The following is a 13,502-nucleotide window of genomic DNA, read 5'->3' on the forward strand; positions in this document are numbered from 1 at the left end:
AGAATCGCGCCAATCCAGCCTATTTCGGCCGATTTTGCGTCTGCTCGCGCCAATGGTCGCCGCCCCAGGCAAGATGAAGGGATGCGGATTGGAGTACTCACGGGAGGCGGCGACTGTCCAGGGCTGAATGCGGTGATCCGGGCGGTGGTGCGCACTTGCGACGCCCGGTACGGCTCATCGGTGGTCGGATTTCAGGACGGCTGGCGCGGGTTGCTGGAGAACCGGCGGCTGCAGTTGCGCAACGACGACCGCAACGACCGGCTGCTGGCCAAGGGCGGAACGATGCTCGGCACCGCCCGCGTACACCCCGACAAACTGCGGGCCGGGTTGCCCCAGATCAAACAGACGTTAGACGACAACGGCATTGACGTGCTCATCCCGATCGGCGGCGAAGGCACGCTGACCGCCGCGCACTGGCTGTCCGAAGAGAACGTTCCGGTGGTCGGCGTGCCCAAGACGATCGACAACGACATCGACTGCACCGATGTGACTTTCGGCCACGACACGGCCTTGATGGTGGCAACCGAGGCCATCGACAGGCTGCACAGCACCGCGGAATCCCACCAGCGGGTGATGCTGGTCGAGGTGATGGGTAGGCATGCGGGCTGGATCGCGCTGAACTCCGGGCTGGCATCTGGCGCACACATGACGCTCATCCCTGAGCAGCCCTTCGACATCGAAGAGGTGTGTCGTCTGGTCAAACAGCGCTTCCAGCGAGGCGATTCGCACTTCATCTGTGTGGTCGCCGAGGGCGCCAAGCCCGTTTCGGGCTCGATGCAGTTGCGCGAGGGCGGACTCGACGAATTCGGTCACGAACGATTCACCGGCGTCGCCGCTCAGCTCGGCTGGGAAGTGGAAAAGCGCATCAACAAGGATGTCCGGGTGACCGTGCTGGGCCACGTGCAACGGGGCGGACAGCCGACGGCCTACGACCGGGTGCTGGCGACCCGGTTTGGCGTCAATGCCGCTGACGCCGCACATGCGGGCGAATACGGCCAGATGGTGTCGCTGCGCGGTCAGGACATCGGCCGTGTACCCCTGGCCGACGCCGTTCGACAGCTCAAGCTGGTACCGCAGAGCCGCTACGACGACGCCGCTGAGTTCTTCGGCTGAGGCCGGCCCGCTTCGCCCGGCTTCGCCGGTTTCGCGACCACCACGGGGCTTGTCGGTGGTGGCCCGCTTCGCCCGGCTTCGCCGGTTTCGCAACCACCACTAGGATCGAACGACATGACGGTCACTAGCGCTGAGCTGCTCGATTACGACGAGGTCATTGCACGCTTCGATCCGGTGCTAGGCCTCGAGGTACACGTGGAGCTGTCCACCGCGACGAAGATGTTCTGCGGCTGCGTGACCACGTTCGGCGCCGAGCCCAACACGCAAGTTTGCCCGGTCTGCCTGGGTCTGCCCGGATCGTTGCCGGTGCTCAACCGGGTCGCTGTCGAGTCGACGATTCGCATCGGGTTGGCGCTCAACTGCGAGATCGTTCCCTGGTGCCGCTTCGCGCGGAAGAACTACTTCTACCCGGACATGCCCAAGAACTACCAGATTTCGCAGTACGACGAGCCGATCGCCATCAACGGCTACCTTGAAGCGCCGCTCGAAGACGGCAGCACCTGGCGGGTAGAGATCGAACGTGCCCACATGGAAGAGGACACCGGCAAACTCACCCACCTCGGCAGCGAGACGGGCCGTATCCACGGAGCGACGACCTCGCTCATCGACTACAACCGCGCCGGTGTGCCGCTCATCGAAATCGTCACCAAGCCCATCGAAGGTGCCGGTGCCCGGGCGCCACAGGTCGCGCGGGCCTATGTGACGGCGTTGCGAGACCTATTGCGGGCATTGGACGTATCCGACGTGAGAATGGATCAGGGTTCGATGCGCTGCGATGCGAACGTGTCGCTAAAGCCTTCAGGCGCAGCGAAATTCGGTACTCGGACCGAGACCAAGAATGTCAACTCGCTCAAGAGCGTTGAAGTTGCCGTCCGCTACGAAATGCAGCGCCAAGCTGCCGTCCTGGAGGCCGGTGGGCAAATCACCCAGGAGACGCGGCACTTTCACGAGGCCGGCTACACGAGCCCGGGACGGGTCAAGGAGACGGCGGAGGACTATCGGTACTTCCCTGAGCCCGACCTGGAGCCCGTCGCACCCAGCCGCGAATTGGTGGAGCAATTGCGCCACACCATTCCGGAATTGCCGTGGTTGAGCCGCAAGCGAATTCAGCAAGAGTGGGGCATCTCCGACGAGGTGATGCGCGATCTGGTCAATGCCGGCGCGGTGGACCTGGTGGCCGCGACCATTGCGCATGGCGCTTCGAGCAAGGAGGCGCGCTCGTGGTGGGGCAACTTCCTTGTGCAAAAGGCCAATGAGGCCGGCATCGGCCTGGACGAATTGGCCATCACCCCGGCTCAGGTCGCGGCCGTCGTGGCATTGGTGGAAGCGGGCAAGTTGTCCAACAAACTGGCCCGCGAGGTCGTGGAGGGCGTGCTGGCCGGGGAAGGTGAGCCCGACCAGGTGATGTCCGCCCGTGGCCTGGAACTGGTCCGCGACGATTCGTTGACCCAGGCGGCGGTTGATGAGGCCCTGGCCGCCAATCCGGAAGTGGCGGAAAAGATTCGCGCCGGCAAGGTCGCGGCCGCCGGCGCGATCGTCGGGGCGGTGATGAAGGCCACCCGCGGCCAGGCCGATGCGGCTCGGGTGCGGGAGTTGGTGCTGGTGGCCTGCGGCCAGGCCTAGCTTCGCTGAGTGTTCGCTGACCAATCGTGAGAAAGAGTGTCACAACCGGCGTTGTGCATCCATGATGTTGATGTGGTCGGTGAACCGTTCGAAGACATGATGGCGATGCTGGACGTGCCGGTGTTTGTGGTGACAACCCAGGCCGACGCGGTCCCGTCGGGTTGCCTGGTCAGTTTTGCCACCCAGACCAGCGTGCAGCCACCAAGTTTCATGATCGGGATGCCCACCACCAGCCGCATGGTGGAGCCGGCGAGCCTCTCCGACTGTGTCGCGGTGCACGTGCTGGCCCGTCGTCACCAGGCCCTGGCCGAACTCTTCGGCAGCCAAGCGGGCGAGGAGGCTGACAAATTCGAACGTTGCTCGTGGCGCGCCGGTCCCTACGGCATGCCGATTCTCGACGATGCGGCCGCGTGGTTCGTCGGCAAGATCTTGAGCCGCAGCGACGTTGGCGACCACGTGGCCTACCTGCTGGAGCCGATTGCTGTCTGGGCTCCCGATGCCCCGGAAGAACTGCTCTACCTGTCCGACCTCGATATTGAGGACTTCGAACCCGGCCAGGAGGAGCCGACCCGGTTCCACAAACCCGCTGAGGTGACGCGCCGATACGGCGTGCGATTCACCCTCGACTATCCCTAGTCGCGCCCTAGTAGGGGCCCGATCGTCAGGTCTTGTCGTCGTTGTTGCGGGGGAATCCGCCGCCCTGCGGGAACAGCGGAAACACCACGTCATCAAGCTTCTCGGCATCGCCGGCGGTCCTGTTGACCGTGGCGCCCCAGACGTTGCCGTCCGGTGACATGCGCAATGCCCAGGTATGTGCGTGCGTGTCTTTGCGCACCACATCCGGCTCACCGGTGACCGCCCCGGTCGACGCCGCGAGCCGGACCGCCACCGTCAGCTTGGTTTCAATCAGGTTGACCAGCACGGTCCCGTCCATCGCCGCGCACCCGGCCACGCCGGGTTTGTCCGGCCAGGTCCACACCGTGGAAACCTCTGAGTTCTTGGTAATGCGCTGCAACCGATCCGCGGTCGGCGTGCGATCGGCGATGTAGAGCGAGCCGTCGACGGGGTCGATGCACATGCCGCCCCCCGAGCCGACGCCGGCCAGCGCCGTGGTGGGCGGGGCTTGCCCGATCGTGGTGGGCTGCTCGATCCGCAGCACCTTGCCCGCCAGCGAATTGGGATCGGCGGCCATCTCTGGGCTACCCGCGTCTCCGGTCATGACGACCAGCGTGGTGGGGCTGGTGAAGATCAACGCGCCGGTATTGCCGGTGGGGCCCTTGGGGATACCGGTCAGGATGTCCTTGGGGACATCGCCGTCGGCGATGCGGATCACCCGGTTATCGGTGGGCGTGCTGATGTAGGCGTACATCAACCGGTCCTGCGAATAGGTCGGCGAGAGCACGATATCCATCAAGCCGCCATCGCCGGCCGGGTCGACCGGGATGACCACCTTCACCTTGGGTTCTGCGCTGACCGACACCTCCTTGACGGCGCCGGTGGTGCGCTCGGCCACCAGTGCGGACTTGCTGTCCAAGCCCATGATCAAGCCGCTGGTGCTGTCCAGGCAGCCCTGCATCACTCCGGGGGCCGGGCATTCCTTGGGGAATGGTGTCGGAGGCAGCGGCGGCGGGGAGGAGGCGTCGAACTCGGCTGAGGCCGCAGTTCGGGGTTGGTGGTGAACGGCTGGGATTGGGCGTCGTTGAACCGCGCGCAGCCGCTCGATACCAACGTCACCGCGCACAACGCAGCGAGCGCGTACCGAATCGACCGCCGTATCCGCATGACCGACAGGCTACGGACATTGTCTGCGGCGCCGCCACCGGCCGCCACCGTGCGTCGTCGAGGCGGTTGTGCTCGCAGGCCCACCGCACTGGTTTGGATGACCGCGGTCCCTCGGCTGAGGGCCGATTTGAGGGTACCGGCGGACCCGTCGGGTACGAAGTGCGGATTTAACAGGCGAAAGCGCCGCTCAAATCCCCAATTCAGGTCTAGTTGCCCTTACCCTGGCACGAGTGACCAGTTCGAATGACTCACGTTGGCAACGACCGGACGATTCCCCTGGACCGATCCCGGGACGCCCCGTCACGGCGAGCCTGGTCGACCCCGAAGACGACTTGACCCCTGCGAAGTACTCGAGTGACTTTGGCAGCGCCGGAACCACCACCGTCATCCCGCCATACGACCCGACCAACTCCGGAGCTGTGCCTTCGGGATACAACCTGATGGACGCGCAGGAACCGTTGCCCTACGTCCAGCCCCAGCCGGGCGCGCGCCACATCCCGGCGACGCCCGCAGCTCTGGACATGGACGAGGACGACGAGCGGATACGCGCCGCCAGCCGGCGCGGGACCCAAAACTTCGGCCTTCTGATCCTGCGGGTTGGGCTGGGGGCGGTGCTGATCGCGCATGGATTGCAGAAGTTGTTCGGCTGGCGGGGCGGCTCCGGGGTGACCGCGTTCAAGAACTCGCTCTCAGATGTGGGCTTTCAGCATGCCGACATCCTGGCCTACGTAGGCGCCGGCGGCGAGATCGTCGTGGGAGTGCTGCTGGTTCTGGGCCTGTTCACGCCGCTGGCCGGGGCGGGCGCACTGGCCTTCCTGATCAACGGCACGCTCGCCAACGTTTCGGCGCGGCCGCATTCACAGTTCTCCTACTTCCTGCCCGACGGCCATGAGTACCAGATCACCCTGGTTGTGATGGCCGTCGCCGTCATCCTGAGCGGTCCCGGCCGCTATGGCCTCGACGCGGGCCGCGGCTGGGCGCACCGGCCGTTCATCGGGTCCTTCGTCGCCCTGCTAACGGGCATCGCCGCCGGTATCGCGATATGGGTGTTGCTCAACGGGGTGAATCCAGTCGCCTGAGCCCGGCCTCACCGGTACGGATTGGGGACGCGCCCTGAGCTGGCTTCGGTCAGCTGCGGCAGAGTCGCGAAGGTGACCGCGGGCAACCGCAGTTCACCGCCATTTCTGAGTTGGGCCCGCGCCCAGGAACCGCGGTTAAACCGCAAACCTTCGATGTCATCCCAGGCCACGGTGGTACTGCCCAGCAATGTCCGCGCGGTCACCCCGTTCTCGTCGGCGACCGTCCGCAGCCGGATGATCAGCGCCGAAACCAGCACCGGGAGAAGGAGCAGCGGAGCGCTTGGCGGCCAGGCCAGCACCGGTATCAGCAGACCCAGCGTCGCAAAGCCAACCGCAAGGTGCGCAATGGGCGACACCCTGATCACCACCGCCGTTTGAGTAGTCACCCTCGTATCATTCCATCGCCGCGCAATCGGGTCCGTCTGGCCATGTCGGGGCGGTGGCGCCGGTGAGCACCAGCGCCGAAGCCGACGGTGAGCACCAGCTCGAGGCCTCGGATTTGACGGTTGAGCTGTGCGAAGGCTACCGTCAGACGCTATGGATACCGCCGGAACCCCCGGAAAGCTTGTAGTACTTGGTCGGCGCGTTGTTGCCTGACTAGGTCAATCGAGCACCAACGCGCAACCCTCGTGCAGCAGGTGAGCTGACGGGGGTTTTTTGTTGCCTAACCAACGAGACTTCGACAGCGAAGCGGGACAAAGGACTAGAAGGACAGTGAGCGCACCGACCAAGCGACACTCCCCGACATCAGAGCCGCAGCCGCGCGGCGTGGCAGCTGGCGTGAACTCTTCGCCGGTTCACTCGAAACATGTTGCACCGGAGCAGCTTACCGGCGCCCAGTCGGTCATCCGGTCGCTGGAAGAACTCGACGTCGAGATCATCTTCGGGATTCCCGGCGGTGCCGTCCTGCCGGTGTATGACCCGCTGTTCGACTCGCAGAAGCTACGTCACGTGCTGGTCCGTCACGAACAGGGCGCCGGTCACGCGGCCAGCGGCTACGCGCATGCCACCGGCAAGGTCGGGGTGTGCATGGCGACCTCGGGCCCGGGCGCGACGAACCTGGTGACTCCGCTGGCCGACGCCCAGATGGACTCGATCCCGGTGGTCGCCATCACCGGTCAGGTTGGCCGCGGGTTGATCGGCACCGACGCCTTCCAGGAAGCCGACATCTCTGGCATCACGATGCCGATCACCAAGCACAACTTCTTGGTTCGCACCGGTGACGACATCCCTCGGGTGCTGGCCGAGGCCTTCCACATCGCGGCCTCGGGGCGCCCCGGCGCCGTGCTGGTCGACATCCCCAAGGACGTGTTGCAGGCCCAGTGCACGTTCAGCTGGCCGCCGCAGATGGATCTGCCGGGTTACAAGCCGAACACCAAGCCGCACAACCGGCAGATCCGTGAGGCCGCCAAGCTGATCGGGGCCGCGCGCAAGCCCGTGCTGTACGTGGGCGGCGGCGTCATTCGTGGCGAGGCGACCGAGCAGCTGGCCGAGTTGGCCGAACTGACCGGCATTCCGGTGGTCACCACCCTGATGGCGCGTGGCGCGTTTCCTGACAGCCACCGCCAGAACATGGGCATGCCGGGCATGCACGGCACGGTGGCCGCGGTGGCGGCCCTGCAGCGCAGCGACCTGCTGATCGCCCTGGGCACCCGCTTCGACGACCGGGTCACCGGAAAGCTCGACTCCTTCGCCCCCGAGGCCAAGGTGATCCACGCCGACATCGACCCTGCCGAGATCGGCAAGAACCGCAACGCCGATGTTCCGATCGTGGGTGACGTTCAGGCCGTTATCACCGAGCTGATCGCGATGCTGCGCCACTACGACATTCCGGGCAACATCGAGATGTCCGAATGGCTGGCGTACCTGGAGGGTGTGCGGGCGACGTATCCGCTGAGCTACGGACCTCAAAGTGACGGCAGCCTGGGCCCGGAATACGTGATCGAGAAGCTGGGCGAGATCGCCGGCCCCGACGCCATCTATGTCGCCGGAGTCGGGCAGCACCAGATGTGGGCGGCACAGTTCATCAAGTACGAGAAGCCGCGCACCTGGCTCAACTCCGGCGGGCTGGGCACGATGGGCTTCGCCATCCCGGCGGCCATGGGTGCCAAGATCGCGCTGCCCGACACCGAGGTCTGGGCGATCGACGGCGACGGATGCTTCCAGATGACCAATCAGGAACTGGCCACCTGCGCGATCGAGGGCATCCCGATCAAGGTCGCACTGATCAACAACGGCAACCTGGGCATGGTGCGGCAGTGGCAGAATCTGTTCTACGAGGAGCGCTACTCACAAACCGACCTCGCCACCCACTCACACCGCATCCCAGACTTCGTCAAGCTGGCCGAGGCCCTGGGCTGTGTGGGATTGCGTTGCGAGCGAGAAGAAGATGTCGCCGACGTGATCAACCAGGCCAGGGAGATCAGTGACCGGCCAGTGGTCATCGACTTCATCGTCGGTGCCGATGCGCAGGTCTGGCCGATGGTTGCCGCCGGAACCAGCAACGACGAGATCCAGGCGGCCCGCGGCATCCGCCCGCTGTTCGACGACGAGAGCGAAGGGCACGCCTGATGAGCACGAAGACTCACACCTTGTCGGTGCTGGTCGAAGACAAGGCCGGTGTGTTGGCGCGCGTCGCGGCGCTGTTCTCGCGGCGTGGTTTCAACATCGAGTCGTTGGCTGTGGGTGCTACCGAGCAGAAGGACATGTCACGGATGACCATCGTGGTCTCCGCCGAGGCGACTCCGCTCGAGCAGATCACCAAGCAGCTCAACAAGTTGATCAACGTCATCAAGATCATCGAGCAGGATGACGACCACTCGGTGGCCCGGGAACTGGCGCTGATCAAGGTTCGGGCGGATGCGGGCACCCGCAGTCAGGTGATTGAAGCGGTAAATCTTTTCCGTGGCAAGATCATTGACGTATCGCCGGAATCGCTGACCATCGAGGCCACTGGCGACCGCGGCAAGCTGGAAGCGTTGCTTCGAGTACTGGAGCCGTTCGGCATCCGCGAAATCGCCCAGTCCGGAATGGTGGCGTTGTCCCGCGGTCCGCGCGGCATCGGCACCGCCGCCAAGTAAATTCGTACGTTTCGAAAAGACAAGTAAGAAGGAGATATTCACGTGGCAGACGTGTCATCCCAGGCATTGGAGATGTTCTACGACGATGACGCCGACCTTTCGATCATCCAGGGCCGCAAGGTCGGTGTGATCGGCTACGGCAGCCAGGGACATGCGCACTCGCTGAGTCTGCGCGACTCGGGTGTCCAGGTGCGGGTCGGGCTCAAAGAGGGCTCGAAGTCGCGGGCCAAGGTCGAGGAGCAGGGCATCGAGGTCGATACGCCGGCCAAGGTGGCCGAGTGGGCCGACGTCATCATGGTGCTGGCACCCGACACCGCCCAGGCCGAGATCTTTGCCAACGACATCGAGCCCAACCTCAAGCCCGGTGACGCCTTGTTCTTCGGTCACGGCCTCAACGTCCACTTCGGCCTGATCAAGCCGCCGGCCGACGTCACCGTGGCCATGGTGGCCCCGAAGGGGCCCGGCCACCTGGTGCGCCGTCAGTTCGTCGACGGCAAGGGCGTGCCGTGTCTGATCGCGGTCGACCAGGACCCGACCGGCAAGGGTGAGGTGCTGGCGTTGTCCTATGCCAAGGCGATCGGCGGCACTCGGGCCGGCGTCATCAAGACCACCTTCAAAGACGAGACCGAGACCGACCTGTTCGGCGAACAGGCCGTGTTGTGCGGTGGCACAGAGGAACTGGTGAAGACCGGTTTCGACGTGATGGTCGAGGCGGGCTACCCGCCGGAGATGGCCTACTTCGAGGTGCTGCACGAGCTCAAGCTGATCGTCGACCTGATGTACGAGGGCGGCATCGCCCGGATGAACTACTCGGTGTCGGACACCGCGGAGTTCGGTGGCTACCTGTCCGGTCCGCGCGTGATCGACGCGGGCACCAAGGAGCGGATGTGCGCCATCTTGCGCGACATCCAGAGCGGCGACTTCGTCAAGAAGCTGGTCGCCAACGTCGAGGGCGGCAACAAGCAACTCGAGGCGCTGCGCAAGGAGAACGCCGAGCACCCGATCGAGGTCACCGGTAAGAAGCTGCGCGACCTGATGAGCTGGGTGGACCGCCCGATCACCGAGACGGCCTAGCCCTTTGCGGCTCACGGCGCCGAGCGTCACACCAGCGTGGCGCTCGGCGCCGACCGTCACCCTGGCGTGACGCTCGGCGATCGGGCTTAGCCGGAGGCGAGCCGATCGGCGGTGTGCACCACGCGGCGCGCCAGGTGGTCCAAAGCGTTGGCGGTCGGCTCGTCGATGTCGTTGATGTTGTCGTGGGTGGCCACCAGGCTCGCTCCGTAGGGATTGCCGTCGACGAACTTGAGCGCGTCGGTGTACCCCGGCGCCACGATGATGCCCCCGAAATGCATCAGCGTGACATACAACGTGAGCAGGGTGGTCTCTTGACCGCCGTGGGCGGTGTTGGTTGAGGTGTAGGCCGCGTAAATCTTGTCGGCCAGCTTGCCTTCGGCCCACAGCCCGCCGAGTGAGTCGAGGAACTCGCGCAGCTGTGCCGCGACCGATCCGAAACGGGTGGGTGAACCGAAAATGACCGCGTCGGCCCACACGATGTCGTCTCCGGTGGCAGCCGGAAGGTCTTTGGTCGCTTCGTAGTTGGCTGACCACGCGGGATTGTGGGCGAATGAATCGGGGTCGCGGGTTTCGGCGACGTGTCGCACCCGTACCTCGGCGCCGGCGGACTCGGCCGCGGCGGCGACGTGCCGCGCCATCGTTGTCCCGTGGCCGGTGGCCGAGTAGTAAATGACCGCGAGTTTTGTCATAGCGATAGCTTAGGCATTTCGGCAATCCCAAATTCGCGACGCAAGAGCGTGCGCGCACAGTAGTAGCCGGCCATGCCATGGACCCCGGCGCCGGGTGGGGTTGCGGCCGAACACAGGTACACCTTCGGAATCGGCGTGCGCCAAGGATTTAGCCGCGGGGTGGGGCCAGCCATCGCTCGCCAGACGGAGTTTGCCCCCACTGCGATGTCGCCGCCCACGTAGTTGGCGTTGTGCGCGGCCATCGCGGCCGCGGGCACGCTGCGAGCCGCCACCACGACGTCACGGAAGCCGGGCGCGAACCGTTCGACGACACGACACACCGCCTCGGTGGCATCGACGGAAGACCCCGCCGGCACATGGGCGTAGGTCCAAAATGGCCGGTGGCCGCCGTCGTCGACGCGGCCGGGATCGGACGTGTGGGGCGAGGACGCCAGCACCATCGGCCAATCGGCGTGGCGCCCGGCGGCGATTTCTGCTTCGGCGTGCGCCATCTGTTCGCGGGTACCGCCGAGGTGAAATGTCGGGGCCGTCGCGATCCGGTCATCCGACCACGGGATGTCGCCGTTGAGCACGAAGTCGACCTTGGCTACCCCGGATCCAAATCGGTACCGGCGCAATGCGGTCGCGTACCGGTTGGGGATCGTGTCCCGATACACCTGCAGCAATGCCGTGGGTGCGGTGTCGAAGACGGCGACGCCCTGGGGCGGTTCGGTCACCTCGATCCCGGCGGTCAGCTCGCCGCCGTGCGCGCGCAGATCGGCGATCAGCGCGTCGGCAATCACCTGGCTGCCGCCGATCGGGATGGGCCAGCCGACCCTATGGGCCAGGGTGGCCAGCATCAGTCCCGCGCCGGCCGACACCAGCGAAGGCAGCGGCGAAATAGCGTGGGCAGCAACGCCGGTGAACAATGCGCGGGCATCTTCGCCAGCGAGTCCGCGCCATGCTGGGGTGCCCTGCGCCAGCACGCGTAGACCCAGATGCATGGCGGGGCGCAGCGCGGTGGGTACCGACCGCTTGTCGCCGAGTAGCAAATCGACCGCGGCGTCGCAGTTCTCTACGAGCGGGCCCAGCAAGCGCTCCCAGGATGGGCCATGCTCGAGTTCGGCGCAGGTTTGCCGCAGATCGCGGTAGGCGATCGCCGCTGGGCGGTCCGGCAGCGGGTTGGCATAGGAGATGTGCGGCACGGCCAGCCGCACGCCCCGGGCGGCCAGATCGAACTCGACAAAAAACGGCGACGCCAGCGCCAGTGGGTGCACCGCTGAGCACACGTCGTGCAGGACTCCGGGAAATTCGAAGTCAGCTGCCGTGCGGGAGCCGCCACCGAAGGTCTGTTGGGCCTCTATGACCTGCACTCTTAGACCTGCACGAGCACAGATCACCGCTGCGGTCAACCCGTTGGGCCCGCTGCCGACGACGGTGACGTCCACCCCATGATTACAGCCGACTACGCTGGCCGCGTGAACCTCCCTGTTGTGTTAATAGCCGACAAACTTGCTCAATCAACAGTCGCTGCCCTGGGAGATCAGGTCGAGGTGCGCTGGGTGGACGGTCCTGACCGGGAAAAGCTGCTGGCCGCGGTGCCCGAGGCCGACGCGTTGTTGGTGCGTTCGGCCACCACGGTCGACGCCGAGGTACTTGCCGCGGCGACCAAGCTCAAGATCGTCGCGCGCGCCGGCGTGGGGCTGGATAACGTCGACGTGGATGCGGCTACCACGCGCGGTGTGCTGGTGGTCAACGCTCCCACCTCCAACATTCACAGCGCCGCCGAGCATGCGATGGCGCTGCTGCTGGCCGCCGCTCGCCAGATCCCGGCCGCCGACGCCTCATTGCGCGAGCACACCTGGAAGCGGTCATCGTTTTCCGGTGCGGAGATCTTCGGCAAGACCGTCGGGGTGGTGGGTCTGGGCCGGATCGGGCAGTTGGTCGCACAGCGGGTCGAGGCGTTCGGTGCCCATGTGGTCGCCTACGACCCCTACGTGTCGCCCGCGCGCGCGGCTCAGCTGGGCATTGAGCTGCTGCCCCTGGACGACCTGCTGGCCCGTGCCGACTTCATCTCGGTGCACCTGCCCAAGACGCCCGAGACGGCCGGCCTGCTCGGCAAGGAGGCGCTGGCCAAGACCAAGCCCGGCGTCATCATCGTCAACGCCGCACGCGGCGGACTGATCGACGAGTCAGCGCTGGCGGAGGCCATCACCAGCGGCCACGTCCGTGGGGCCGGGCTCGACGTGTTCGCCACCGAACCGTGCACCGACAGCCCGCTGTTCGAGCTACCGCAGGTCGTGGTCACACCGCATTTGGGGGCCTCCACCGCCGAGGCCCAGGACCGGGCCGGAACCGACGTCGCCGCCAGCGTGAAGCTGGCGCTGGCCGGTGAGTTCGTTCCCGACGCGGTGAACATCGCCGGTGGTGCGGTCAACGAGGAGGTGGCCCCGTGGCTGGATCTGGCCTGCAAACTCGGGGTACTGGCCGCCGCGCTGTCCGATGAACCACCGGTGTCGCTGTCGGTTCAGGCCCGTGGCGAGCTGGCGTCTGAAGACGTCGAGGTGCTCAAGCTGTCGGCACTGCGCGGTCTGTTCTCGGCGGTCGTCGAAGGCCCGGTGACCTTCGTCAATGCGCCGGCGCTGGCCGCCGAACGCGGTGTTTCCGTCGAGATCAGCAAGGCCTCCGAGAGCCCCAACCACCGCAGCGTCGTCGACGTGCGTGTCGTCGGGGCGGACGGCTCGGTGGTGAGCGTCTCGGGCACGTTGTACGGCGCGCAGTTGACCCACAAGATCGTTCAGATCAACGGCCGGCACTTCGACCTGCGGGCCGAGGGGACCAACCTGATCGTCAACTACGTCGACCAGCCGGGGGCTTTGGGCAAGATCGGCACGCTGCTGGGTGCGGCCGGGGTGAACATCCATGCCGCGCAGCTCTCCGAGGACGTGGAGGGCCCGGGCGCCACCGTTCTGCTGCGCCTGGACCAGGATGTGCCTGAGGACGTGCGTTCGGCCATCGCCGCCGCGGTGGGCGCCAACAGGCTTGAAGTTGTCGATCTCTCGTGAGCCGCGGCGGTTACGGCG

The 13,502-nt window shown here is 65.8% G+C and carries 12 protein-coding genes and 1 pseudogene; 9 read left to right on the forward strand and 4 right to left on the reverse strand.

All coding sequences use genetic code 11. The features are described 5' to 3' along the window. The first annotated feature begins 81 nt into the window (after positions 1-81). From CKW46_RS11330 to CKW46_RS11340, 3 genes are all read left to right on the forward strand, one after another. Positions 82-1,113, forward strand: coding sequence for an ATP-dependent 6-phosphofructokinase (locus CKW46_RS11330; RefSeq protein WP_011740013.1), 1,032 nt, complete (start codon positions 82-84; stop codon positions 1,111-1,113). A gap of 114 nt (positions 1,114-1,227) precedes the next feature. After that, positions 1,228-2,736 (forward strand): Asp-tRNA(Asn)/Glu-tRNA(Gln) amidotransferase subunit GatB, encoded by a 1,509-nt coding sequence (gene gatB, locus CKW46_RS11335; RefSeq protein ID WP_015355117.1) that lies wholly within the window; start codon positions 1,228-1,230, stop codon positions 2,734-2,736. A gap of 36 nt (positions 2,737-2,772) precedes the next feature. Then, on the forward strand, positions 2,773-3,372 hold the full coding sequence (locus CKW46_RS11340; RefSeq protein WP_015355118.1) for a flavin reductase family protein: 600 nt from the start codon (positions 2,773-2,775) through the stop codon (positions 3,370-3,372). A gap of 25 nt (positions 3,373-3,397) precedes the next feature. Here CKW46_RS11340 and CKW46_RS11345 read toward each other — a convergent pair. Further along, positions 3,398-4,518, reverse strand: a pseudogene (locus tag CKW46_RS11345) (PQQ-dependent sugar dehydrogenase). 230 nt (positions 4,519-4,748) lie between these two features. Between CKW46_RS11345 and CKW46_RS11350 the strand changes: the two are divergent. Continuing rightward, positions 4,749-5,597 (forward strand): DoxX family protein, encoded by an 849-nt coding sequence (locus CKW46_RS11350; RefSeq protein ID WP_482053162.1) that lies wholly within the window; start codon positions 4,749-4,751, stop codon positions 5,595-5,597. A gap of 8 nt (positions 5,598-5,605) precedes the next feature. Here CKW46_RS11350 and CKW46_RS11355 read toward each other — a convergent pair whose 3' ends face one another. After that, positions 5,606-5,965, reverse strand: coding sequence for a PH domain-containing protein (locus CKW46_RS11355; RefSeq protein WP_373120878.1), 360 nt, complete (start codon positions 5,963-5,965; stop codon positions 5,606-5,608). 80 nt (positions 5,966-6,045) lie between these two features. Here CKW46_RS11355 and CKW46_RS11360 point away from each other — a divergent pair, with 80 nt between their 5' ends. From CKW46_RS11360 to ilvC, 4 genes are all read left to right on the forward strand, one after another. Beyond that, on the forward strand, positions 6,046-6,168 hold the full coding sequence (locus CKW46_RS11360) for a hypothetical protein (RefSeq protein WP_482053163.1): 123 nt from the start codon (positions 6,046-6,048) through the stop codon (positions 6,166-6,168). A gap of 143 nt (positions 6,169-6,311) precedes the next feature. Further along, on the forward strand, positions 6,312-8,168 hold the full coding sequence (locus CKW46_RS11365) for an acetolactate synthase large subunit (RefSeq protein ID WP_012393526.1): 1,857 nt from the start codon (positions 6,312-6,314) through the stop codon (positions 8,166-8,168). Next, complete coding sequence (gene ilvN / locus CKW46_RS11370; protein WP_117435167.1) at positions 8,168-8,677, forward strand: acetolactate synthase small subunit; 510 nt, start codon at positions 8,168-8,170, stop codon at positions 8,675-8,677. Before CKW46_RS11365 ends, ilvN begins: the two co-directional genes overlap by 1 nt. A gap of 72 nt (positions 8,678-8,749) precedes the next feature. Then, the gene (gene ilvC, locus CKW46_RS11375) at positions 8,750-9,751 is read left to right on the forward strand and encodes a ketol-acid reductoisomerase (RefSeq protein WP_117435205.1); all 1,002 of its coding nucleotides are present in this window, start codon (positions 8,750-8,752) and stop codon (positions 9,749-9,751) included. An 86-nt stretch (positions 9,752-9,837) separates the two neighbouring features. Here ilvC and wrbA read toward each other — a convergent pair whose 3' ends face one another. Continuing rightward, positions 9,838-10,440, reverse strand: coding sequence for an NAD(P)H:quinone oxidoreductase (wrbA, locus tag CKW46_RS11380; protein ID WP_015355124.1), 603 nt, complete (start codon positions 10,438-10,440; stop codon positions 9,838-9,840). Next, positions 10,437-11,867, reverse strand: coding sequence for a phytoene desaturase family protein (locus CKW46_RS11385; protein WP_482053164.1), 1,431 nt, complete (start codon positions 11,865-11,867; stop codon positions 10,437-10,439). The genes wrbA and CKW46_RS11385 overlap by 4 nt, the downstream gene beginning before the upstream one ends. A 30-nt stretch (positions 11,868-11,897) precedes the next feature. Between CKW46_RS11385 and serA the strand changes: the two genes are divergently transcribed. Beyond that, positions 11,898-13,484 (forward strand): phosphoglycerate dehydrogenase, encoded by a 1,587-nt coding sequence (gene serA, locus CKW46_RS11390; RefSeq protein WP_012393530.1) that lies wholly within the window; start codon positions 11,898-11,900, stop codon positions 13,482-13,484. The last annotated feature ends 18 nt before the right edge of the window (positions 13,485-13,502 follow it).

This window comes from Mycobacterium liflandii, assembly GCF_022354805.1.
Classification (GTDB): Bacteria; Actinomycetota; Actinomycetes; order Mycobacteriales; family Mycobacteriaceae; genus Mycobacterium; species Mycobacterium marinum.

Excerpts from the sequence above, each read along its gene's own strand:
- ilvC (WP_117435205.1), top strand. The coding sequence starts at position 8,750 with ATGTTCTACGACGATGACGCCGACCTTTCGATCATCCAGGGCCGCAAG.
- gatB (WP_015355117.1), top strand. The coding sequence starts at position 1,228 with ATGACGGTCACTAGCGCTGAGCTGCTCGATTACGACGAGGTCATTGCA.
- CKW46_RS11330 (WP_011740013.1), top strand. The coding sequence starts at position 82 with ATGCGGATTGGAGTACTCACGGGAGGCGGCGACTGTCCAGGGCTGAAT.
- wrbA (WP_015355124.1), bottom strand. The coding sequence starts at position 10,440 with ATGACAAAACTCGCGGTCATTTACTACTCGGCCACCGGCCACGGGACA.
- ilvN (WP_117435167.1), top strand. The coding sequence starts at position 8,168 with ATGAGCACGAAGACTCACACCTTGTCGGTGCTGGTCGAAGACAAGGCC.